15 protein-coding genes are annotated in these 22,926 nt (G+C 60.6%); 9 read left to right on the top strand and 6 right to left on the bottom strand.

From position 1 onward, the window contains the following. The first annotated feature begins 211 nt into the window (after positions 1–211). Positions 212–751: an alpha/beta hydrolase YcfP gene (gene ycfP / locus BS300_RS06370; RefSeq protein WP_043851948.1), complete on the top strand. Its 540-nt coding sequence runs from the start codon at positions 212–214 to the stop codon at positions 749–751. 75 nt (positions 752–826) lie between these two features. Next, positions 827–2,119 (top strand): NAD(P)/FAD-dependent oxidoreductase, encoded by a 1,293-nt coding sequence (locus tag BS300_RS06365; RefSeq protein WP_041209916.1) that lies wholly within the window; start codon positions 827–829, stop codon positions 2,117–2,119. 82 nt (positions 2,120–2,201) lie between these two features. On the opposite strand, the gene BS300_RS06360 is transcribed toward BS300_RS06365, so the two are convergent. The 3 genes from BS300_RS06360 to BS300_RS06350 form a co-directional block, all read right to left on the bottom strand. Continuing rightward, positions 2,202–2,843 carry an energy-coupling factor ABC transporter permease gene (locus BS300_RS06360; RefSeq protein WP_071911950.1) on the bottom strand — a complete coding sequence of 214 codons (642 nt, stop codon included), beginning with the start codon at positions 2,841–2,843 and terminating at the stop codon, positions 2,202–2,204. 95 nt (positions 2,844–2,938) lie between these two features. Next, positions 2,939–3,736 (bottom strand): pyruvate formate lyase 1-activating protein, encoded by a 798-nt coding sequence (gene pflA, locus BS300_RS06355; RefSeq protein ID WP_042033423.1) that lies wholly within the window; start codon positions 3,734–3,736, stop codon positions 2,939–2,941. 65 nt (positions 3,737–3,801) lie between these two features. Next, the gene (locus tag BS300_RS06350; protein ID WP_071911566.1) at positions 3,802–6,738 is read right to left on the bottom strand and encodes an EAL domain-containing protein; all 2,937 of its coding nucleotides are present in this window, start codon (positions 6,736–6,738) and stop codon (positions 3,802–3,804) included. Between the two features lie 135 nt (positions 6,739–6,873). On the opposite strand from BS300_RS06350, the gene BS300_RS06345 reads away from it, so the two are divergent. From BS300_RS06345 to BS300_RS06325, 5 genes are all read left to right on the top strand, one after another. Next, positions 6,874–8,562 carry an FAD-dependent oxidoreductase gene (locus BS300_RS06345; RefSeq protein WP_071911564.1) on the top strand — a complete coding sequence of 563 codons (1,689 nt, stop codon included), beginning with the start codon at positions 6,874–6,876 and terminating at the stop codon, positions 8,560–8,562. Between the two features lie 186 nt (positions 8,563–8,748). Beyond that, complete coding sequence (locus tag BS300_RS06340) at positions 8,749–9,411, top strand: DedA family protein (RefSeq protein ID WP_071911562.1); 663 nt, start codon at positions 8,749–8,751, stop codon at positions 9,409–9,411. 165 nt (positions 9,412–9,576) lie between these two features. Beyond that, positions 9,577–14,466, top strand: a complete 4,890-nt coding sequence (locus BS300_RS06335) for an alpha-2-macroglobulin (protein WP_071911560.1) — start codon at positions 9,577–9,579, stop codon at positions 14,464–14,466. Between the two features lie 52 nt (positions 14,467–14,518). Further along, the gene (pbpC, locus tag BS300_RS06330; protein ID WP_239693809.1) at positions 14,519–16,867 is read left to right on the top strand and encodes a penicillin-binding protein 1C; all 2,349 of its coding nucleotides are present in this window, start codon (positions 14,519–14,521) and stop codon (positions 16,865–16,867) included. A gap of 130 nt (positions 16,868–16,997) precedes the next feature. After that, a complete protein-coding gene (locus tag BS300_RS06325; RefSeq protein WP_071911556.1) occupies positions 16,998–17,249 on the top strand; it encodes a hypothetical protein in 252 nt (83 codons plus the stop codon). A gap of 55 nt (positions 17,250–17,304) precedes the next feature. Here the strand turns inward: BS300_RS06325 and BS300_RS06320 are convergent, their stop codons facing one another. Continuing rightward, entirely contained in the window at positions 17,305–18,270 is a 966-nt protein-coding gene (locus BS300_RS06320; protein WP_071911553.1) for a hypothetical protein, read from the bottom strand. 178 nt (positions 18,271–18,448) lie between these two features. On the opposite strand from BS300_RS06320, the gene thiI reads away from it, so the two are divergent. Further along, the gene (gene thiI / locus BS300_RS06315; RefSeq protein WP_043851942.1) at positions 18,449–19,897 is read left to right on the top strand and encodes a tRNA uracil 4-sulfurtransferase ThiI; all 1,449 of its coding nucleotides are present in this window, start codon (positions 18,449–18,451) and stop codon (positions 19,895–19,897) included. A gap of 74 nt (positions 19,898–19,971) precedes the next feature. On the opposite strand, the gene BS300_RS06310 is transcribed toward thiI, so the two are convergent. Together BS300_RS06310 and BS300_RS06305 are read right to left on the bottom strand one after the other, a co-directional pair. Then, positions 19,972–20,364, bottom strand: a complete 393-nt coding sequence (locus BS300_RS06310; RefSeq protein ID WP_033113821.1) for a hypothetical protein — start codon at positions 20,362–20,364, stop codon at positions 19,972–19,974. A gap of 92 nt (positions 20,365–20,456) precedes the next feature. Then, the gene (locus BS300_RS06305) at positions 20,457–21,092 is read right to left on the bottom strand and encodes a trimeric intracellular cation channel family protein (RefSeq protein ID WP_041209925.1); all 636 of its coding nucleotides are present in this window, start codon (positions 21,090–21,092) and stop codon (positions 20,457–20,459) included. A gap of 382 nt (positions 21,093–21,474) precedes the next feature. On the opposite strand from BS300_RS06305, the gene BS300_RS06300 reads away from it, so the two are divergent. Then, the gene (locus tag BS300_RS06300; protein WP_041209926.1) at positions 21,475–22,377 is read left to right on the top strand and encodes a flagellin; all 903 of its coding nucleotides are present in this window, start codon (positions 21,475–21,477) and stop codon (positions 22,375–22,377) included. The last annotated feature ends 549 nt before the right edge of the window (positions 22,378–22,926 follow it).

The raw sequence follows: 22,926 nt of genomic DNA, 5'->3' as shown, positions 1-22,926 counted from the left end.
CTCAGATTGGTAATGGCGGTATCATTTTTGGCCACCGCCTCTCACTTTGATAGGGCTGGCCTGCGTGTTGCGCCGGGCAAGGGCTCATGCGCAGCATCTTGTTGCAGGGGCTGGCGTGATCCAAAGCAAGAAAGTTGGATGTTTTGGTGGCGCGTGAGGCTGCCGCTGGGGTAGTTTCGATAAAACCGACACAGATCCTGAGGTCTTATCCATGATCATCTACCTGCATGGCTTCGATGCCACCAGCCCCGGCAATCACGAGAAAGTGCTGCAGTTGCAGTTTATTGATGATGATGTGCGTTTCGTGCACTACAGCACGGTTCACCCCCGTCATGATATGAGCCACCTGCTCAAGGAAGTGAAGAAGCAGCTCGACATGAGCACAGATCCCAAGCCCCTCATCTGCGGTGTCGGACTCGGCGGTTACTGGAGCGAGCGCATCGGCTTTTTGTGCGGTATTCGTCAGGTGATCTTCAACCCCAATCTGCACCCCGAAGATAACATGCAGGGCAAGATCGACCGGCCGGAGGAGTACGAGGATATTGGCACCAAGTGTGTAACTGAATTTCGTAAGAAAAATTCAGGAAACTGCCTGTGCATCCTTTCCGTTCAGGATGAAGTGCGCGATAATCGGGACACTGAACGTGAATTGAAGAACTATTACGACATCGTGTGGGATGATCGCGAGACCCATAAGTTCAAAAACATCTCGCACCATCTGCAGCGGATGAAGGCCTTCAAAGAAGCCTGATCCATCACGTCGACCGATTTCGTTTTAGGGAGCCAATGGCTCCCTTTCGTTTTGAGGAACCGAGGAAAAATCATCATGATGAATATTGTCGTTGTAGGCGGCGGCGCCGGTGGTCTGGAGCTGGCCACCAGTCTTGGTCGCAAGCTTGGCAAGAAGAACAAGGCCAAGATCACTCTGGTCGATCGTAACCGCACCCACCTGTGGAAGCCCCTGCTGCACGAAGTAGCCACCGGCTCCATGGATGCGGGCATCGATGCCCTGAGCTATCAGTCTCACGCAAAAAACCACGGTTTCGATTTCCAGCTCGGCACCCTGACCGACATCAAGCGCGACGAGAAACGCATCGTACTGGCCCCGATCCACGACGACAGTGGCGACATCGTGGTCAACGAGCGCGAGTTGCCTTACGACTATCTGGTGATGGCTATCGGCTCTGTTTCCAATGACTTCAACACCAAGGGCATCAAGGATCACTGCATCTTCCTGGATAGCCCCTCCCAGGCGCACCGCTTCCACAACAGCATGATGAACCGCTTCCTGCAGTTCGCGACCGAATATCAGCCGGGCGACAAGGTGAAGATTGCCATCGTTGGCGGCGGCGCCACCGGCGTCGAGCTCTCTGCCGAGCTCTACAACGCGGTCGAGCAGCTCTACGCCTACGGCTTCAAGAACCTCACCACCGACAGCCTGAAGGTGACGCTGGTGGAAGCGGGCCCCCGTATCCTGCCGGCCCTGCCGGAGCGCATCAGCGGCGCCGCTCATCAGGAGCTGGTCAAGCTGGGTGTGGATGTGCGCACTGCCACCATGATCACCGAAGCGACTGCCGAAGGTCTGCATACCAAGGATGGCGAGCTGATTGAAGCTGACCTGATGGTATGGGCGGCCGGTATCAAGGCGCCGGATTTCATGAAGGATATCGCCGGTCTTGAGACCAACCGCATCAACCAGCTGGTGGTGAAAGAGACCCTGCAGACCACCCGTGACGAGAACATCTTCGTCATCGGTGACTGCGCCGCCTGCCCGCAGCCAGATGGCAAGTTCGTGCCGCCGCGCGCCCAGTCTGCCCACCAGATGGCCAGCCAGGCATTCAAGAACATTCTGGCCAAGATGAACGGTGGCGAGATGAAGCCCTACCTCTACCACGACCACGGTTCGCTGGTATCCCTCAGTCGCTTCTCCACCGTGGGCAGCCTGATGGGCAACCTGATGCGCGGTTCCATGATGGTGGAGGGCTACATCGCCCGTCTGGTCTACATCTCCCTCTACCGGATGCACCAGATCGCCCTGCATGGCTACGTCAAGACCGGCCTCATCATGCTGGTGGGTCGCATCAACCGGGTACTGCGTCCGACCCTGAAGCTGCACTAAGCCGGGATTTGTCACAATTCGGAATAGCAAAAGGAGAGGCCATGGCCTCTCCTTTTTTATGCGCGCAGATGGGGGAAAGGAGTTATTTGCCCAGATAGGTGCGATCGAAGAAGGTGTTGACCCAGTGGGGGCGGTAGATGGCGAGCACCGTCATCGCCATGCCGTTGAGCAACGCTTCGGGAAAGAGCAGCAGCGGCCAGATGGAGAGGTAGTCTGCCGTGATGGTATGCCAGGGGTAGCTGCCGCTTATCCCCATCAGCAGGGCGCTGGCTGCCACCTTGACCGAGATGGCGAGGGCGCCGCCAAGAAAGGCGGCAACGAAGATATAGACAAAGAGATGGCGCGGCAGCCAGGCCCAGCTGGCCAGAAACAGCAGCCAGCTGGTGGCTACCGGCAGGGCAATGCCAACCAGCGCCTGCCAGCCAAAGTCGGCCAGATTGGTGACGCCAAAGTAATCGAGTACCAGCAGGGTCAGGCAGGGGGCGAGCAGGGCCAGCCGCCAGCCCAGCAGCAGGGTGAGGGTGGTGAGTCCGAGAAAATGCACCTCCAGTCCGTCGTGCAGACCGGCGCGCAGCGTCCAGAGCGGGATGAGAGCGATGGCGCTCCCCAGCAGTAGATGCTGGTAGAGGGGGTTGTCATGAAGCAGTTGCCACAGGGTGCGGCGCAGGCTGAAAGTCAGTAGCAGCAGCCAGATCAGAAGAGCGGCGAGTTGTCCTTCACTCATCATTCGTTCACTCACGAGGCAGTCAGATTACGCCGGGCAGCCAGATCCCTGCCACCCGAAAACAGAGCAGGCTGACGAGTCAGCCTGCTTGCACATCAATATTTCACGTTGTTGTGGTACTTGCCAAGGATCCCCTTGACCCGCTCCATGGTCTCCTTGCTGGGGGGCTTGATCCCGCTCAGCTCGTAAGGATCACCCAGCACATCCCACTTGTGTTTGCCGAGTTCGTGATAGGGGAGCAGCTCCACCTTCTCGACGCTCTCGCCCAGCTCGGCGATAAACTGACCCAGCCCTTCGGCGCTCTCGTCGTCGTCGCTCCAGGTCGGCACCACCACGTAGCGGATCCACATGGTCTTGCCTTTGGCTGCCAGATAGCGGGCAAACTCCAGGGTGTACCTGTTGCTGACGTGGGTCAGCGGAATGTGTTTCTCGTCATTGATCTGCTTGATGTCGAGCAGCACCAGATCGGTCTGGTCGAGCAGCTTGTCCACCTGTTCGTCGAGATGACGGACGAAGCCGTTGGTATCGAGGCAGGTGTGGATCCCTTTCTCTTTGCAGGCGGTAAAGAGTTCGGTGATGAAAGCAGGTTGCAGCATGGCTTCACCGCCGGATGCGGTCACACCGCCACCGGAGGCATTCATGAAGTGGCGATAGCTGGTGATGTCACTCATCAACTCCGGCACTGTCACTTCGCGGCCACCCTCGGTATCCCAGGTATCGCGGTTGTGGCAGTACTTGCAGCGCATCAGGCATCCTTGCATGAATACGATAAAGCGTATTCCCGGACCGTCGACGGTACCGCAGGTTTCAACGGAATGGATCCGGCCAATGGCGCCGTGACTCTCGGCTTGTTCACTGATTTCAACGGCAGGGATCCGGTTAATGACTGACATAGACAACTCCAACGATTCGAGCAGGCCGTTATTTTATTACATAAACCCCTATTGATCCTACACCTTTAGTCCGGCCCGTTGCCGTACAGCAGCTGTTCCAGCTCCCTGATGGTGAGCGGGCGGCTGGTGAGGAACCCTTGATAATGCTGACATCCCAGCTCTCTGAGAATGGCCAGCTGTGCCTCCTCTTCCACCCCTTCGGCGGTGACGGTAAAGCGGAATACCTGAGCCAGATCGAGGATTGCCTTGACGATGGCCCGGTCCTGTTCGCTGTGCACCAGGGTCTGGATGAAGCTTCTGTCGAGCTTCACCTCATCGGCGGGCAGATCCCGTAGATAGGCGAGCGACGAGTAGCCGGTGCCAAAGTCATCGATGGAGATGAGGATGCCGAGCTCCTTGAGCTGGCGCATGCGGGCGATGCTCTCGATGCGATTCTCCAGCACCACGGATTCGGTTACCTCCAGCAGCAGGCGGGAGGGCGGGATGCCGGTATCGCGCAGAATGTACTCCACCTGCTGGACGAAGCCCTGGGTGTGGAACTGGCGGGCGCTGACGTTGACCGACAGATGGGGGAGTTGCAGACCGCGGTTGAGCCAGAAGCTGTATTGCGCGCAGGCGGTTTTCATCACCCAGTAGCCGATTTCGAGGATCAGGCTGGTCTCCTCGGCGATGGGGATGAATTCGCCGGGGGGCACCATAGTGCCATCGCTGCGCTGCCAGCGCAGCAGTGCCTCGACCCCCGAGAGGGTGCCGTTATCCACCCGATATTGCGGCTGGTAGTGCAACTGCAGCTCGTGGTGGCGCAGCGCATCGCGCAACTGGTTGGTGAGAGTGAGGCGGTTTTTTTCCTGCTCGGCCATCGCTTCGGTAAAGAAGACGTAGTTGCCCTGACCGGCGCGCTTGGCCATGTGAGTGGCCGTGTCAGCCTGCTGCATCAGGGTGAGGTGATCCATGCCGTTGCCGGCAAAGAGGCTGATCCCGACCGAAGCGCTGCAGTGCAGCTTGTGATCGGCTATTTCGAACGGGGTGCGAAACAGCCCCATCAACTCGCGTGCGAAGTGCTCTGCCAGAATTTTGGCGGTCACCTCACCCTGTCCAAGCTGGGTAAAGAGCAGGGCAAATTCATCCCCCGAGATGCGGGCCTGTACCAGATTGTCCTGCGGCAGCTCCCTGAAGCGGTGCACCACCGCCTGCAGCAGCAGATCGCCACAGGCATGGCCAAGGGAGTCGTTGATCGACTTGAAGTTGTCGAGATCGACCAGCAGTAATGCCCCCCACTGACCATCGGACGTCTCCAGCGTGCGCTGCAAAATGGTGTTGAGGCTGCGGCGATTGTGCAGGCCGCAGAGATCGTCGTAGTAGGCGAGCTGCTCTATGTGTCTGGCCGCCTCTTTCTCCTCGGTGATGTCGTAGAAGCTGCAGATGAAGTGGCTGAGTTCCCCCCGCTCATCCTTCACGCCGCTCACCATCAGGCGCACCGGGAAGAGGTGGCCATCCTTATGCAGGCAGCGCTCCTCACCCAGCCAGAACTCCTGCTCGGCCACGGCCCGACTGACATCCTCTTTCAGGTGATCGCCATAGTAGGTGGGGCGCAGCTTGCGGATGGAGTGGCCAACCACCTCCACCTCGCCAAATCCGGTGATGCGGGTAAAGGAGTGGTTCACCTTGAGGATGATGCCGTTGTGATCCATCACCAGCAGGCCATCGTGGGTATTGAAGGCCACTTCGGCCAGGCGCAGGGCGTCGTCGGTCGCAAGGCGCTTGAGCTCAATGGCGGCCCGCTCATGCTGGCTGCTCAAGAGATCCAGCAGCGGCTCCGGGTCACTCAGCGTCTCGTCGAGCAGCAGGGTGAGCTGGCCGGTTGGCGTGCCCCCGGCGTTGTGCAGCGGGATGCCGATATAGGCCCTGGCATTGAGGGCCAGCAGACGGTGCGCCTTGGGATAGCGCAGCGCCAGATCTTCCACATAGATAGCCTGCCCGTGCTGGAACAGCTCCCTGCCGGGGCCCGGATCCATCTGCAGGGGCTTGAGGGCGGAGAAGGTCTCCTCGTTGAGGACGCAGCGGGGAATGATCCAGAGATCCTGCCCTCGTGGCTGGAACTCGCCGATCCAGCCGGCACGCGCACCGCTGGCGGCTTTGGCCCACTGCAGCAACGTTTTGCAGTAGTCAATGCCGGTGAGCTGGTGCAGTTCGGCAGGCAGGGCGAGGTCGCTTGCGCTCTCCTCCTGCACCGGTTGCCAGTGGCCAAGCAGTTGGGCGCAGTGGCGCACCAGTTGCAGCATCTCGTCGCCAAGAGGAGTCGGGTCGAGATATTCGATGCTAAGCACGCCAAAGAGCTTGTCCTGCTCCAGCATGGCACCGTCGAGGCGCGAGCTGACGCCGGCACTGGCCAGATAGAGGTGGTTGCTCAGCATCGGCTGATGGGCCGCTTCGGAGAAGCTCAGGGATTTGCGGGTGCGCAGGGCACGGATATAGCGGCTGTCGCCACGAATGGGATAGATGCCATCAACACCCAGAGTAAAGACGGGAGTGAGCTGCTCGCAGCCCAGATCGCCGTTGGCCTGATAGTGCCAGAGAATGAGTCGATCGGCGCCCAGACTCTCCTTGAGGGTTTCCAGCAGGAGAGCATACTGTTGCTGGCTCGCCATCTGGCTAAGGCGCGGCAGTTGCAGTGCCAGCTCGGAAACCGGCTCCAGATGCCGGTGCTGCAGGCAGATAAGCCAGAAGCCATCCTGCTCGTGGGCGATGGCAATGTGCCATAGCTGGCCACCAAAGCGCAGGGAGAGTTTGCCGCCATGACCATTGGCCAGCATCTGCTCGATGGGCAGGCGCAGATCGGTGGGCAGCTGGGCAGGCCAGGGGGAGCGCGGTTCGTCGAGCCAGTAGAGCGGCGTTTGCATCACGTCGGTCAGGGCGACCAGCCGTTGGCTGCGCAGGTCCAGACGAAAGAAAAGGGGAGTCTGGAGGGCAGGGGGAAGATGACTGAGAGCGGTAGACGACATGAACGAACAACATCCTGTTAAGCAACCGTCGGGGCTGCAAGAATACTGCAAAATCGAGGGAAACAAAATTTCATTGAAATCTAAATTAGAGATTGCTAATTTATTGGCCATTATCTTCTAGGAGGAGTCTTGCAGATGAAACGGATCCTGATTATCGGTGGGGTTGCGGGGGGCGCATCGGCGGCCGCCAGAGCACGCCGGCTGAGCGAAGAGGCGGAGATCGTGATGTTCGAGCGGGGCGAGTTTGTCAGCTTTGCCAACTGCGGTCTGCCCTATCACATCGGGGGGGATATCCCCAATCGGGATGCCTTGTTGCTGCAGACTCCCCAGAGTTTCAAGCGCCGTTTCAACGTTGATGTGCGAGTCTTCCACGATGTGATCGAGATAGACAGGGCAGGCAAGACATTGCTGGTGCGCAACCTGCAAACCGGTGAAGAGCAGCGCGAACCTTATGACGTGCTGCTGCTGAGCCCGGGCGCTGCGCCGATCCGGCCGCCTTTCCCCGGTATCGATAGCCCCCGGGTGCATACCCTGCGCAATATCCCCGACATGGACCGGATTCTGGCCTCTCTTCACCACGATCAACCGCGTCACGTCACCGTGGTGGGCGGCGGTTTTATCGGGCTGGAGATGATGGAGGCGCTGCATCAGCGCAAGCTGGATGTCACTCTGCTGGAGCTCTCCGATCAGGTGATGGCGCCAGTGGACAGGGAGATGGCCAACATGCTCCATGCCCGCATCCGGGAAGAGGGGATCGACCTGCGCCTGCGCACCGGCCTCACCGCCATCGAGAGTCTGGATCTGCCTGCCGAGAAAACCGCCGCCGTTGCTACCGCCAACAGCGGTGGCCTGCGCCTTACCCTCAATGATGGCTCCCATCTTGATACCGGTCTCTTGATCCTCGCCATCGGCGTCAAACCGGAAACCCTGCTTGCCGCCAAGGCGGGGCTGGAACTTGGCCCGCGCGGCGGTATCAAGGTGGATGCCGGCATGCGCACCTCGGATCCCTTTATCTATGCGGTGGGGGATGCGGTGGAGGAGATTGACTTCGTCACCGGCGAATCAGTGCTGATCCCGCTGGCTGGCCCGGCCAACCGGCAGGGGCGCATCGCTGCCGACAATATGCTGGGCCGAGCCGAAACCTACAAGAAGACGCAAGGGACAGCCATCTGCAAGCTGTTCGACCTGGCGGTGGCCAGCACCGGCCTCAACGAGAAGCGACTGGTGCAGTTGGGATTGCCGTTCGAGAAGGTCTATGTCCATCCGGGCAGCCACGCCGGTTACTACCCGGGTGCCCATCCGGTCAGCCTCAAGCTGCTGTTTGCCCCCGATGGCAAGATTTACGGCGCCCAGGCAGTGGGCAAGGATGGCATCGACAAGCGTATCGACGTGCTGGCGGTAGCCCAGCGTGCTGGCCTGACCGTGTTTGACCTGCAGGATCTGGAGCTCACCTATGCGCCGCCCTTTGGCTCGGCCAAGGATGTGATCAACATGGCCGGGTTTGTGGCGAGCAACCACCTGAAGGGGGATACCCTGCTCTGCCACGTGGCCGAGGTGCAGGCTCACAATCCTCACCAGCAGGTGGTGGATGTGCGCAACGGCCCCGAGCTTGACAAGCTGGGCAGCATTCCGGGTGCCATGCATATCCCGCTCGACGAGCTGCGTGGTCGCCTCCATGAGCTGCCCAAGGAGAAGGAGCTGCTGATCAGCTGTCAGGTCGGGCTGCGTGGTCACGTCGCCTGCCGCCTGCTGAGCCAGCACGGCTTCAAGGTGAAGAACCTCTCCGGCGGCTTTAAAACCTGGCAGATGGCTACTGCCGAGTAACCCCTTTCTGTGCCTGTTTGCCCCTCTCTCTTGTGCGCGCAAGATGAGGGGCTTTTTCTTTTTGCCACACGGCACCTTTTCGCCTCATTTTTTTCTCTCTGCGAGACAAAATTAACGTTTTGTTCATGGGGGGAGTGCTATAACCCCTGCCTCGTTCACGGTGAACGTTGTGGTAGGGAGTAAGAGATGCTGGATATGTTGATGGCCATTTGGCATCAGGACTTTGATGCCCTGATCCAGATGCAGGCGGTGCCCATGCTCATCTGTTGTCTGATGCTGGTGCTGTTGCTGGAGTCGGCGTTTGTCTTTCTCCCCCTGCCGGGAGACAGTCTGGTGCTGCTGGCTGGTGGGCTGGTGGGGATGGGTGTTCTGGGGACGGAAGTGACGCTCATCTATCTGCCGCTGGCGGCGGGGCTTGGCTCCGTGCTGGCCTATCTGCAGGGCAGGGCGCTGCAGCGCACCCGCTTTATGGAGCATATCGAGCGGATGTTGCCGCCAGACAGTTTGCCCAAAGCGACCCGGCTGCTGAACCGGTATGGTTTTCTGGCCATGTTTGCCTCCCGCTTTATTCCGTTCGTCCGGGTGCTGACCCCCATGCTGATGGGGATAGGTCGCCTGAGCGTGCTGCGCATGTGCGTGGCGAGCTTTGCCAGTGCCGTGCTCTGGTCACTTTGTCTGAGTCTGGTGGGCAAGCTGGCGATGACGGTGCCTTTCTTTGTGGCACACAGCGAACTGCTGACCCGCATGTTGCTTATCACCTCTCTGGTGCTCTTCCTTATCGCCGTCACGGCCATTCTCTTTCGCTGGTTCAAGGGCGGCGCCAAAAGAGAGCAATCCCCACTCCGCTGATTTCGGTCTGCTGGGTGTTCGGCCGCTCTAAAGGGCGGCCGTTGTCGCAGCAAGGTTGCTTCTGCCTGATGTCGCGAGAATCCTCTTTGTGTCAGGGGCGCTCGATGCTTTATCCTGTTTGCTGCCTCGCTGCTGTTGCAGCGGATCCCAGCCAGGATGGAATCTATGCGCCTCTTTCACGCTCGCCCGGTTTCCCGTCGCTCTGTCCAAGGAGCACTCCCTCTGAATCGTCGCCGCTGGTCGGCCCTGCTGCTATCCGGGTTGGCCGGTTTGCTGCTGGCCGGTTGCGGCCCCGACAAGCCTGTCGCCAATGGGCCGACTACAAAGCCTGCCGCGCAGCAGGAAACGGGCGCACCAAGCGCAGTGGTGCAGGCCAATGCCCGCCAATATCGGGATGCCCCGGCGCTGGCGCTGGTCTTCTCCGGCCCCTTGGCGCCCAAGGCCAATTGGCAGAGCTGGCTTGGGGTCAGTGAAGGGGGCAAGCAGGTGCAGGGGGAGTGGATCCTCGCCGACGATGGTCGCACCCTCTATTTCCCGAACGTGCAGCCCGACAAGAGCTATGAGGTGAGTCTCAAGGCGGGGCTGGGCCCATCCCCCCGGAGCTGGATCCTCAAGACCCGGCCGCTGGAGGCGGGAGCCTCTTTTACCGCCAGTGGCATGGTATTGCCGCTGCGCGACGAGCTGCGCCTGCCCATCAGCGCGGTCAATGTGGATGAGGTCAATATCGACTTCTTTCGGGTCGATGCCGAATACCTGCCCCGTTTCCTGGCCGAATATCGCCCCGGTGCCGGCATGGGCAACTGGGAGCTCGAGCAGATCACCAAGCGGGCCAAGCGGGTGTTCAGCGGCCGCTATGCGCTGGAGCTTGATGCCAACCGGCGCGAGACCCGCCTCATCAATGTGAAGGAGCCGCAGCTGGCGGAGGCTGGTGTCTACTTTGCAGTGATGTCGCCCCTTGGCAACTACGACTGGCGCAAGGAGACCACCTATTTTGCGGTGAGCGACATGGGGCTCAGTGCCCGCCGCTACCGCGATCAGCTGGAGGTGTTCGTGAGCTCCCTGGCCAGCGCCGATCCGCTCAAGGATGTGCAACTCTCCCTGCTTGACGAGAAGGGCAACCGGTTGCAGGTGCAAAATACCGATCCGCAGGGCCATCGCCGCTTCGATCAGGTGCAGGGGGCCCGCTTGCTGCTGGCCGAACAGGGCAACCATCTGGCGGTGCTGCGCCTCGATGGGGCGGCGCTCGATCTCTCCACCTTCGATCTCGGCACCCAGCCCTGGCAGGCCCAGCAGTTGTATCTGTTCAGTGGACGCGATCTCTATCGCCCCGGCGAGCGGCTCGACAGTGAGATTTTGCTCAAGGGGCAGGATGGCCAGCTGCTGCCAGGCATGGCGGTGGAGCTGGAGGTGAAGCAGCCGGACGGTCAATTGCTCGAACAGAAACGGCTGCTACCCGATAGCCTTGGCGCCGCCCACTACGGCCTGCGTCTGCCGGACGATGCGCCGCTCGGGCGCTGGACCATCAACCTCAAGACCGCCGCCAGCAGCCGCTTCGAGTGGCCTTTTCTGGTGGAGGAGTTTTTGCCGGAACGGTTGAAACTGCAGCTTGGCAAGGGGCCGGATGGGGAAGTGACGAGTCTGGACGCCGCCCTCAGCCTGCCACTGCAGGGGGATTATCTCTACGGTGCGCCGGCCAGTGCCACTAAGGCCAAGGCGGAGGTGAAAATCAGCCGTGCCACCATGCCTTTTACCCAGTGGCAGGAGTTCACTCTGGGTGACGTGCTGCTTGCCGAGCAGGCCAAGGATCTCGAGCCGCTGAATCTCACCCTCGATACGCAGGGGCAGGGGACTTTTTCGTTAGCTGATGAGCTCGATGGGGTACGCGGTCTCGGGCCGCTGGAGGTGGCCTATCGGGTGTCGCTCGCCGAGCCCGGTGGCCGCGCTGTCAATCGCAGCCGCACCCAGTATGGCTGGCCTGCAGGCAGCCAGTGGCCGGCCCTCAAGGCCGACTTCGTGGCGGATCGGGTAGAGGGGGGCAAGCCGCTCCCCTTCCAGATCCTCAACCTCGATGAGCAAGGCCAGCCGGTGGCGGGGGCGGTGAAGGTGCGCCTTATCAACGAGTACCGCGACTACTACTGGCACTACGCCGATGGCGAGGGGTGGAAGTACGAGTTCAACAGCCAGCCCTATCTGGAGCAGGAGCAAACCCTGCAGCTGGATGGCAAGGGGCCGACCTCGCTCACGCTGCAACTGACGGCGGGCTGGTATCGATTGGAGGTGGAGAACAGTCAGGGCCATCAATCGAGCCTGCGGGTGGAGATCGGCAGTTACGCCTGGGGCGGCGGTGGCGAGCAGGCACGGCCCGACAAGATTGCCATCACCCTCGACAAGCGCGCCTATCAGGCGGGTGACAAGGCCAAAGTGACTTTGGTTGCCCCGCGCCCCGGCAAGGGCTTGCTGCTGGTGGAGGATGGCGATGGCCTGCGCTGGTGGCAGCGCATCGAGCTCAAGGGAGCCGGCGGCGATGCCAAGGATGCCCGCGGCGAGTTCGAGATCCCGGTCAGCCCCGAGTGGCAGCGCCATGACTTGCATATCTCGGCCCAGATCGCCGCGCCAGACAGCGCCTCCAAACCGGTCAGCGGCCAGCAGGGGCAGAGCCTGCGCTCGGTCGGGCTGGTGCCGCTCACCCTGGACCGGGAAGCGCGCCGTCTGCCGCTCACCCTGAGCGCGCCTGATAAAGCGGTGCCGCTCACTCGACTGGAAGTGACCGCCACCTCCACCCCCAACAGTCAGGGACGGGTGGTGCTGGCGGCGGTGGATCGGGGCGTGCTCAATATCAGCGACTACCAGCCTCTCGACCCGTTCGAGATCTTCTTTGGCCGCAAGCGTTTCGCCCAAGATTTGTTCGACAACTACGGCCAGGTTATCCCGCCGCAGGATGGCAAGCTGGCCCGCCTCAACTATGGGGGCGATCGGGCGCCGCTGAAAAAGGGTGGCGCGCTGGAGAGTCGGGTCGAGATCGCCGCACTGTGGAGCGGCGAGGTGAGTTTTGACGAGAGCGGCAAGGCGGTGATCCCGCTCGATTTGCCCAACTTCAACGGCGAGTTGGCGCTGATGGCGCTGGCCTGGAACGAACAGCAAGTCGGTGAGGCCGAGCGCGCCGTCAAGGTGGTGGCACCCTTGGTGGCCGAGATCGGCTGGCCGCGCTTTGGCGCGAGAGGGGATGAGACCCGGGCGCTGGTGCAGCTGCGCAACATGAGCGGCGAGGATCAGACCCTCTCCCTTGCCTGGACCCTCAATGGCGGGCTGAAAGCAAACGGTGAGCTGCCCGGCACCCTTTCCCTTAAAAATGGCGAGGAGCAGTGGCTGACCCTGCCGCTCACCGTGACCGGAGCGAGCGGCGTGGCAAGCCTGCAGTTGGCTGCCAGCGGCAAGGATTTTGCGATAAGCCGCGACTGGACTCTGCCGCTGCGCTCCCCCTGGCCTGCCGAGACTCGCCAGCGCTACCAGATGCTGGCCCCCGGCCAGCAGATGAGCTTTGCGCAAAGTGAGCTGGCCGGGCTGGATCGCGCCAATCTGCAGGGGCTGCTCAGCCTTTCCGGTACTCCGCCCTGGGATCCGGCAGCCCAGTGGCAGGCGCTGGCTGACTACCCCTACGCCTGTCTGGAGCAGACCCTGTCCCGTGCCTGGCCTTACTTGCTGACCACGGCCGATGAGCGGGCCGCCTGGAGCAAACCCGCAGAGGGCAAGAAAGCGGCGAGCGAGGCGGATGTGCAACGCGCCCTGCTGCAACGGCTGCAGCGGTTGCAACTGCCAAGCGGCGGTTTTGGCCTGTGGGATGGTCGCTCCGACGAGGAGCAATGGCTCACCGCTTATGCCGCCGACTACCTGCTGGCGCGCAAGGAGGCGGGCGACGCCGTGCCGGAGGCGATGCTCAATCAGGCGCTGAACCGGCTGCAGAGCTATCTCACCGACAGCCAGTATGGCGAGCGCTGGAGCAGTGCCCCCGAGCACAGCCGGCTGGCCTATCAGGCCTACAGTGCCTATGTGTTGGCCCGGGTGGGTAAGGCGCCGCTCGCTACCCTGCGCCTTATCTTGGAGCAGCAGGCTGATCACGCTCGCTCCGGTTTGCCACTCTTGCACCTCTCGCTGGCCCTCTCGGCCATGGGGGATGAGCAGAACGCCGCCAAGGCCCTCAGTCGGGCATTGGCGACCGAGCGCGGTGATGACTATCTGGGTGATTACGGCTCGCCGCTGCGCGATGAAGCCCTTGAGCTCTCCTTGCTGCGCCAGCACAAGCTGGCTGCGGAGCGCTGGCCAGCCCTCGGCGCCAAGGTGGCCGATACCCTGGCTCATCGTCAGTGGCTAAGCACTCAGGAGCGGCTCGCCCTGCTGCGACTCGCCCGCTTCGATCCGGCCGCCGACTGGCAGGCCAGGGTGACTTCCTCTCTTGGCAGTGGATCCCTGAGCGGTTCGGCTCCACTGCAGCAGGGCGCCCCAGAGGCACTGGCCGCGAGCACCGTCACCAACGAGGGCAAGGGCTCGCTCTATGTGCAGCGCACCCTGGTCGGTTACCCAGAACAGGCACCGGCACGGATCAGCAAGGGGATGAGCGTGACCCGCAGCTGGTTCAATAGCGACGGTCAGCCGTTTGATCCCGCCAAGGTGAAGGTGGGCGAGCTGGTGGTGGTGCGGCTCAACGTCAGCAGCGAGTCGGCGGTGCCCGATGCCCTGCTGGTGGAGATGGTGCCCGCCGGCTTCGAGCTGGAGAACCCGGCCCTTGGCAACAGCATCAAGCTGGAAGAGCTCTCCATTGAGGGGAAACCGGCGTGGCAGAGCGAGTGGAACGACTATCTCAAGCATCAGGAGTTTCGCGATGACCGCTACACGGCGGCGCTGGATCTGAGCGAGGGGAGCAACCAGCAACTGGTCTACCTGATGCGGGCGGTGACGCCGGGTCGCTATCAGGTGCCGCCGACCCAGGTGGAGGATATGTATCGCCCCGAGCTGCGGGCTGTGGGTGAGGATATCCATGAGGTGATCATCTCTGAGTAACATTCCCTCCCTTGAGCGGGTTCGCCCGCTCACTTTCTGGCAGCGTGGCTGGCTGAAATTAGTTCGCAGTGGCCACGCCGGCTGGCGCTGGCTTGGCGGTCTGCCGCGCTGGCTGCGCTTTTCGGTGCTGGGGGTTGTCGCACTGCTGCTGTCATTGCTGGCGTTGGATCGGATTTTCCCGCCGCCGCCACTCGACCCTGCCTACGCACGGGTGGTGCTCGACATGAAGGGGCGACCGCTGCGCGCCTTTGCCGATACCAGCGGCGTGTGGCGTTACCCCGTGACCCTGGAGCAGGTCTCCCCCCGCTATATCGAGGCTCTGCTCGGCTACGAGGATCGCTACTTCTGGCGTCATCCCGGGGTCAATCCGGTGGCCATGGTGCGCGGGGTCTGGCAGTGGCTGCGCTACGGGCGGGCCGTGTCGGGCGGCTCGACCCTTACCATGCAGGTGGCGCGTCTTATCGAGCCCTACCACCGGAGCGTGCCCGGCAAGCTGCGCCAGATGGCCCGTGCGCTGCAGCTGGAGTGGCACTACGACAAGCGCACCCTGCTCACCGTCTACCTCAACCGGGCGCCGTTTGGCGGCAATCTGGAGGGGGTGCAGGCGGCAAGTTTTGCTTATCTCGGCAAGAGCGCGGCCAAGCTGACTTATGCCGAGGCAGCGCTGTTGGCGGTGCTGCCGCAGGCTCCCAGCCGCAACCGGCCGGACCGGCATCCCGAGCGGGCCCGCGCCGCCCGTGACAAGGTAATGCAGCGGCTGGTGGCTCAGGGTGTCTGGCTCGAACAGGTGTGGCTGGAGGGACGTATCGAGCCGGTGCTGGCCCGCGGTCACTTCACGCCGATGGAGGCGCCGCTGTTTGCCCGTCTCGCCGCTGACAATCAGACCGGGGCGCTGGTGCACACCACCATCGACGGCGATCTACAGCGCTGGCTGGAGGGACGGGTGGCGAGCTACATTCGCCGCTTCCCCGAGCAGACCTCAGCGGCGTTGCTCTTGGTAGACAACAAAACCATGGCGGTGCGCGCCTATGTGGGCAGCGCCGAGTATGGCAATTTGCGCCGCCACGGTTATCTGGACATGGTGCAGGCGATCCGCTCTCCCGGCTCCACCCTCAAGCCCTTCATCTACGGTCTGGCGATGGATGAAGGGTTGGTGCACTCGGCCTCCCTGCTCTCCGATGCACCGAGACTGGGCTCGGACTATCGCCCCGCCAATTTCTCCGGCGCCTTTCAGGGGCCGGTGACCCTTGCACAGGCGCTGCAGCAATCCCTCAACGTGCCGGCGGTGCAGGTGCTGGAGGCACTGGGGCCTGACAAACTGGTCAGTCGCCTCGACAACGCCGGAGTGCGGCTGGCGCTCTCCGACAAACCCAATCCGGCCATCGCGCTGGGGGCGGCGGGCATTCGACTCGAGCAGCTGGTGGCGCTCTACAGTGCGCTGACCCGGCAGGGGCAGGTGGCGATGCCGGTCTGGCTGGCGGGGCAGCAGGCGGTGTCACGCCCCCTGCTGAGCCCGGGGGCTGCCTGGATCATCTGGCAAATATTGAGCGCGCAGGGACGGGCTGATCAGCCTTTTGCCAGCGAGGCGACCGGCCGGGTCAATCGACTGGCCTGGAAGACCGGTACCAGCTACGGCTATCGCGACAGCTGGGCGATGGGGGTCTCCGGTCGCTGGACCATCGGCGTCTGGCTTGGGCGCCCCGACGGTACCCCCTTGCCCGGTTTTTACGGCCAGAGCGCGGCGGTGCCGCTGCTGCTCTCTGTCTACTCGCGGCTGGCTGACAACAGCCCCCTGCCGGCACAGCCCAATACGGTGAGCGAAGCCGAGATCTGCTGGCCGCTGGGGCGCAAAATGAGCTCGACCCTGCCTGAGGCCTGCTTGCAGCGTCAGAGCGCCTGGTTGCTGGAAGAGCGCGATCCTCCAACCTTGCCGGATCCCATGGACTGGCCCTCGCCGCTGCGCCAGGTCGCACTGACCGCCGCGGGCAAGCCGACCTTGGCCCGCTGCCCCGATGCGGCGCAATCCGGCTTTCGGGCCCTCTGGCCATTGTCGCTGGAGCCGTGGCGGTCCCCCGGCGAGCGACGGCAGGCGCTGCTGGCCAGCGGTTGTGCAGGGGAGGGGCAGAGCGCCGAGCTGCAGGCTCCCATTCGCATCGTGGCGCTGGGGGAGGGCAACCTTATCCGCAGCCAGCGCTATCGGCTGCAGCCCAAGGTGCTCGGCGGTGTCGGCAAGCCGGCCTGGTTTCTCAACGGCCAGCGGCTGCGCTGGGACGGCGATCAGGTGCTGAGTGTGGCGGGTCGTTATCAGCTGGTGGTGGTGGATGAGGCGGGCAACAGCGATCGCATCGAGTTTCGCATGGTGCATCCCGATGGTGATGAGGCGGGTAGCGTTATCCGTTGACTTCACTGTGAGTATTTTGCCTGCGATCATTAAGCAGTATGTAATTAACCATTTGAAATGCATGAATTATTGAGCGTTACGGCAGGTGTGGGCATAATTCAGGGTTCGTTCAAATCCTGAGGAGTATGAAATGTCCCTTCGCATTCTGTTGTCCCTGCTGGTATTGGTGGGCTCAGGTTGTGCAACGATGCAGGAGCGCGGCGAATTTGGCCGCTCGCAGCAGCCACAATATGGCGCTCCCTTTGGCTCGGCCAACGATGGCTGGTATCGCTGTGTCGAGAAGAAGTTTGCCTGTACCCCTGCCAATATCCGCCGTGACAGGGCGATGGAAGCACGCCGTGACGCACAAGAGCGGGCCAATCACCGGGGTGATGATTGGTAGGCCGAAGAAAGCGAAAGGGGTTGGCAGGCGCCAACCCCTTTTTCATTCCGCCGGTTCAGCCCGGTTGGCGCAGGTGACCGAGCCGGGTGAAGAAGTGCTGGCTCTTGCGTTGGTGAAAGTGGCTCTTCTTGATGGGATGGAAGATGAGGTCGCTTTCGGGATGGCTCGCCTTTAACTGATGGAGCATTGCCACGGCGGGTAGGCTGGTGCTGACCAGGGTGGTAAGTGGCATGCTGATGGTCTCGGGGCCGAGCAGTTGATTGAGCCCTTGCCGGGCCTGCTCGAAGCGGGTCAGGGCCGCCGGGTCGGCATAGCCGCTCCCCAGCATGGTGAGCAGGTTGTCGAGGGCCAGATGAAATTCGGCCAACTGCTGGCGAAAGCCGCTGCGCCCACGCAGGGCGATAAGCTCGGCGAAAGAGATCTCGCCGAGGTGAGTGGGTACTTGCAACGGGATCTCGAGGTGGAAGCAATCCTGACCGCCGCGATTGTGGTAGCGGGATTCGAGCAGATGGAGCAGGCGGTCCAGATAGTCGTGATCGGTAATGAGCGCCCCGTCATTGGCGAGTGCCCACTCACGGGCGAGACGCATGGAGAGCAGATTGGCAAAGCGCCGTGCCATTCTGATCCCCCCCTGATCCCGACTGGCAAAACCATGGTTGAGGCAAAAGCCGTGCAGCCGCTCCAGCCCCGCCTGATCCGGGCAGAAGCAGTCGTGGTTGGCCCCCTGACGCCAGCGGGTGACCAGCTCCTTGTTGCCAAACACCTTGTGACGGACAAAATCGGGAGCAAGCAAACCGCTTAACTGGCTTTCGAGTTGCGGAGTGATGGCGGCAAAGAAGGCGGCATCGGGTCGCTCGGTCAGCAGATCGGTCTCCTGCTCGAGGGTTTGCTGCAGTGCGGTGAGACCGCTCTTTTCGCTGACGGTGAAGACAAAGGCGAGCCGCTCCAGATAGAGCAGGGCAAACTTGAGCCAGAGCTCGTCACGTACCTCCATACCGGGGTAGTAGATATAGGTCTTCATCGTATCGGTCTGTCGCCAGAAGTGGTGCCGGGGTGCAGGGTCGGGAATATACGCAAGATTGGCGCTGCACGGCAAACACTGCGTGGGGGAATGTGAGCAAACGCTCATCCAGTAGGCGCTGGCCACAAAGTTCTGATATAATTCGCGCCCTTAAATCAAGGTCACCCGAGTCATTACCATGAAGTTCATTATCAAGCTGTTCCCGGAAATCACCATCAAGAGCAAGTCGGTTCGCCAGCGCTTTATCAAGATCCTGCAGGGCAATATCCGCAACGTCCTGCGCCGCTTCGACGACGATGCCCGCGTACGGATGGATTGGGACAAGCTGATTGTGAGCTCCCGCAATGACCAGTTCCGCGAGCAGGCTATCGAAGCTTTGGCCTGTATTCCGGGCATTCAGGCCTTCCTCGAGGTTCAGGCCAGCAAGTTCACCGATCTGCACGACATCTTCGAGCAGGTGAAAGCCGTGTGGGGCGACCAGCTCAAGGGCAAAACCTTCTGTGTGCGCGCCAAGCGCCACGGCAAGCACGAGTTCTCCTCTCTTGAGATTGAGCGCTACGTGGGCGGTGGTTTGAACCAGCACTGTGAAAGCAACGGCGTGCGCCTCAAGAATCCGGATGTGAAGATCAACCTCGAGATCGATGGCGAAGAGCTCTTCATCGTCAGCGCCATCCATCAGGGGCTGAGCGGCATGCCCATCGCCACTCAGGAAGATGTGCTGAGCCTCATCTCCGGCGGTTTTGACTCCGGTGTGGCCTCCTTCCAGTTCATCAAGCGTGGCTGCCGGGTGCACTACTGCTTCTTCAATCTGGGCGGCGCTGCTCACGAAATCGGCGTCAAGCAGGTAGCCTATCACCTGTGGAACCGTTTCGGTTCATCCCATCGAGTGCGTTTCACTGCGGTCGACTTCGAGCCGGTGGTCGCCGAGATCCTCGAGAAGATCGATAACGGTCAGATGGGGGTGGTGCTCAAGCGGATGATGATGCGTGCGGCTGCCAAAGTGGCTGACGAGTTCCAGATCCCGGCGCTGGTGACCGGCGAGTGTGTGGGCCAGGTATCCAGCCAGACCCTCACCAACCTGAACGTCATCGATCGGGTGACCGATAAGGTGATCCTGCGCCCGCTTATCACCTGGGACAAGCCGGACATCATCAGTGAAGCCCGCCGTATCGGCACCCTGGAGTTTGCCGAGACCATGCCGGAGTACTGTGGGGTCATCTCCAAGAAACCGACCGTGAAGGCAGATCTGGCGCGCATTGAAGAGGAAGAGGGCAACTTCGACTTCGCCATTCTGGACAAGGTGGTGGCCGAGGCCCGTTACCTCGACATTCGTCGCATTGGTGAAGAGACCGCCGCCGAGGTGCAGGAAGTGGAGACTACCGCCGAGAGCGGTGACAACGAGGTGATCCTCGATATCCGCTCCATGGACGAGCACGACGAGAAGCCGTTGCTGGTGGAAGGGCGTGAGGTCATGCATATCCCCTTCTTCAAGCTGGCTACCGCCTTTGGCGATCTGCCCAAGGAGAAGACCTACCTGCTCTACTGCGATCGCGGCGTGATGAGCAAGCTGCAGGCGCTTTACCTGAAAGAGAAGGGCTTTGCCAACGTCAAAGTTTACCGTCCGTAATTTGACGCTCAATCTCCCATAAAAAATCCGGCCAGTGTGCCGGATTTTTTATTTCACCTGCTTTGTCATGCCTGTCAGGGGCAGGGGACCGGGGTGAAAGAATCTTGTCCCTGACAGCGCCAGCCCATCTCGGCTTCTCGCATCTGCCAGAGATTGTTGCTGCGATAGAGGGTCAGGATATAGAGCATGTCACTGTGGGCGCCATCCAGTGCGACAGAGAGAACCAGATCGTTATCCAGCTGCTGGGCGTGGATACGACTGGCCATGTCGCCATGGCCGACAAAGCGCAGTGCCACTTCCCGATAATCATTGACCCAGCCTTGCTGCTCGTTGCTGGCCTGACGTATTACCTGATTAAACTGCTGTACTGGCGCCGAGGCCAATCGACCAAACACCGCTTGTGCCTCGGCATGAAGTGCCGTCACGCTGGTGAGAAAGAGCGTGGCGAACATTCCGATCTTTTGCATGAGAAGTCCCAGCTAACAACAACTGTGTTGTATGACAACAGAAAAGCGGGTTTGGTTCAACGCGAAGCCCCGCACACTGTGCGGGGCTTCCCTCAATTGCTGCGCTGTAGCGAGAAGGTGGGCAGGGAGAGATGCCAATAGATGGCGGCAACCCGCAGGCCAAATACGGCGCTCATGCAGATAAGCATGGCGGTGACCCGATCCATATCGGCCTCCAGTGCCAGCGTGTAGAGAATGCCGCCGAGGATACAGGCGGTGGCATAGATCTCTTTTTGCAGCACCATGGGCACTTCCCGGGCCAGCACATCGCGGATCATGCCGCCAGCTACTCCGGTCATGGTGCCCATCAGCACGGCGATTAGCCCCGAAGTACCAAAGTTGAGGGCTTTCTGGGCGCCGATCACCGTAAAGAGGGCGAGCCCAAAGGCATCCGCCACCGGCAAGACATACCAGGGCATGCGGCGCGGCAGTTTGACCATCCACATACCAATGAGTGCCGTTGCAATGACCACCCAGATGTAGAGAGGGTCACGAACCCAAAACACGGGGGTAGCCCCCAGGATCATATCGCGAATGGTACCGCCACCGATGGCGGTGACCGCCGCCAAAACCATGACGCCAAATCCGTCCATCCTGAGCCGGCCCGCCACCAGAACCCCTGAAAACGCGAATACCGCAGTACCAAACATGTCGCTGATGTAAACAAGCTGCTCAACCACTGTCTGCATGGAAACAACTCACGTCAAATTGTTGATGGGGCGGCGATTTTAGGGGCTGGCGGCGTCAACCGCCAAGATGCCGTCGACAAAATTGCGAGTCTGCCCCGATTTTTTTCCTCTTCCTGGAAGCGTCGGTGCCGTATGGGCAGCTTGCGATGCGGCGAGGGGTGCGTTGATACAGGCCTTCCCATCTTCACTGAAGTGGCGATTTTTTTCTTAAGTTAATCGATGACATGCCGATAAATAGGGTAAGCGGCGTTAATGCGATGAAGCGTTGAAAAAAATGCTAAAGACATCGAAAAACGAGCCGTTAAATAAGACGCATCGGGCACGAAACATAATAAAGCTCGAGCAAATAGAAGAGTAAATTTAATAGCTTAGGAGAATAGTCATGGGCCTTTTTATCAACACTAACGTTTCATCACTCAACGCTCAGCGTAACATGATGAATGCGACCAAATCACTGGATACTTCCTATACTCGTCTGGCTTCCGGCCTGCGCATCAACAGCGCAAAAGATGATGCGGCGGGTCTGCAAATCTCCAACCGCCTGACCTCCCAGATCAATGGTCTGGATCAAGGTAACCGCAACGCCAACGATGGCATCTCCTTGGCACAAACTGCCGAAGGGGCAATGGATGAAGTGACCGGTATGCTGCAGCGCATGCGTACCCTGTCCCAGCAATCAGCCAACGGCTCCAACTCTGCCAAGGATCGTGATGCCTTGCAGAAAGAGGTGGATCAGCTGGGGGCAGAGATCAACCGTATCTCGACCTCGACCACCTTTGCCGGTACCAAACTGCTGGATGGCTCTTTCGGCGGAACTTTCCAGGTCGGTGCCGATGCCAACCAGACCATCAGCTTTAGCCTGTCGCAAGCAGATGGCTTTAGTATCTCGGGGATCGCAGCCGCCGCGAATACATCAATCACTACAGCTACTGGTGCAACCGTGCTGCTGTCAGCCATCTTTGTCGGTGGTAGCGCTGGCGGGATCAGTATCAGCAGTCAGAGTAATGCACAAAACGTGCTTGCTGCCACAGACGCCATGCTCGCAATAGTAGATGGTAAGCGAGCCGAGCTCGGTGCAGTACAAAACCGTATGGACTCAACCATTCGCAACCAGGCTAATATTTCGGAAAACGTCAGTGCAGCTCGTTCACGTATCCGTGATGCTGACTTCGCGATCGAAACTGCCAATATGACTAAGCAGAATATCCTGCAGCAGGCAGCTTCCAGTATCCTGTCACAGGCCAACCAGAGACCTCAGTCAGCACTGCAACTGCTGCAAGGCTAACAAAAGAAAACAGGGCGGTTGTTCAGGCCGCCCTGGTCAAGAGATGGAACAAAGGGGTGTTCGGGTTCGCACTCTGTTCTATCGGGAGAGATATAATTCTCTACTAGTAATGCCAAGTGTTGTCCAGCTGTTCAGTTCTGTCACGCTTGGTCATATTCTCCTGAGCATATGCTCATTTTTAGGCCGGTTCTCCGGCCATTTTTTATTGTGTCGCCAAATTGGCGTCACTCCTCCCAATATCTGCATACATCATGCCAAAATTATATTTCCTCAGGCTCATCTATGGGCATGGCTGGAAGGCTCCCCCATAGAGGGTGGGGCGATTGAGTATGTTACCCCTCACCGGAGAAGGCTTGCCGCTAACGGCAACAATTTTCCTAAAGCTTGGCTAAATTCTGCCGCTAAAAAGATGAGGCAATCGAGGGGTGTTCGGAATCCAACGTTTGCATAGCTGCGGGTAGCCTGTCCGTTCAAACAGATACCCGCCAGAAGAGAGAGACTCGTTCAACCTCCTCTTCTACGGTGGGCCGTTGTCAGCTTTGGCAGCGC

It is taken from the genome of Aeromonas sp. SCS5, assembly GCF_001887375.1.
Lineage (GTDB): Bacteria > Pseudomonadota > Gammaproteobacteria > Enterobacterales > Aeromonadaceae > Aeromonas > Aeromonas jandaei.
This window is presented reverse-complemented; position numbering and strand designations above follow the sequence as displayed.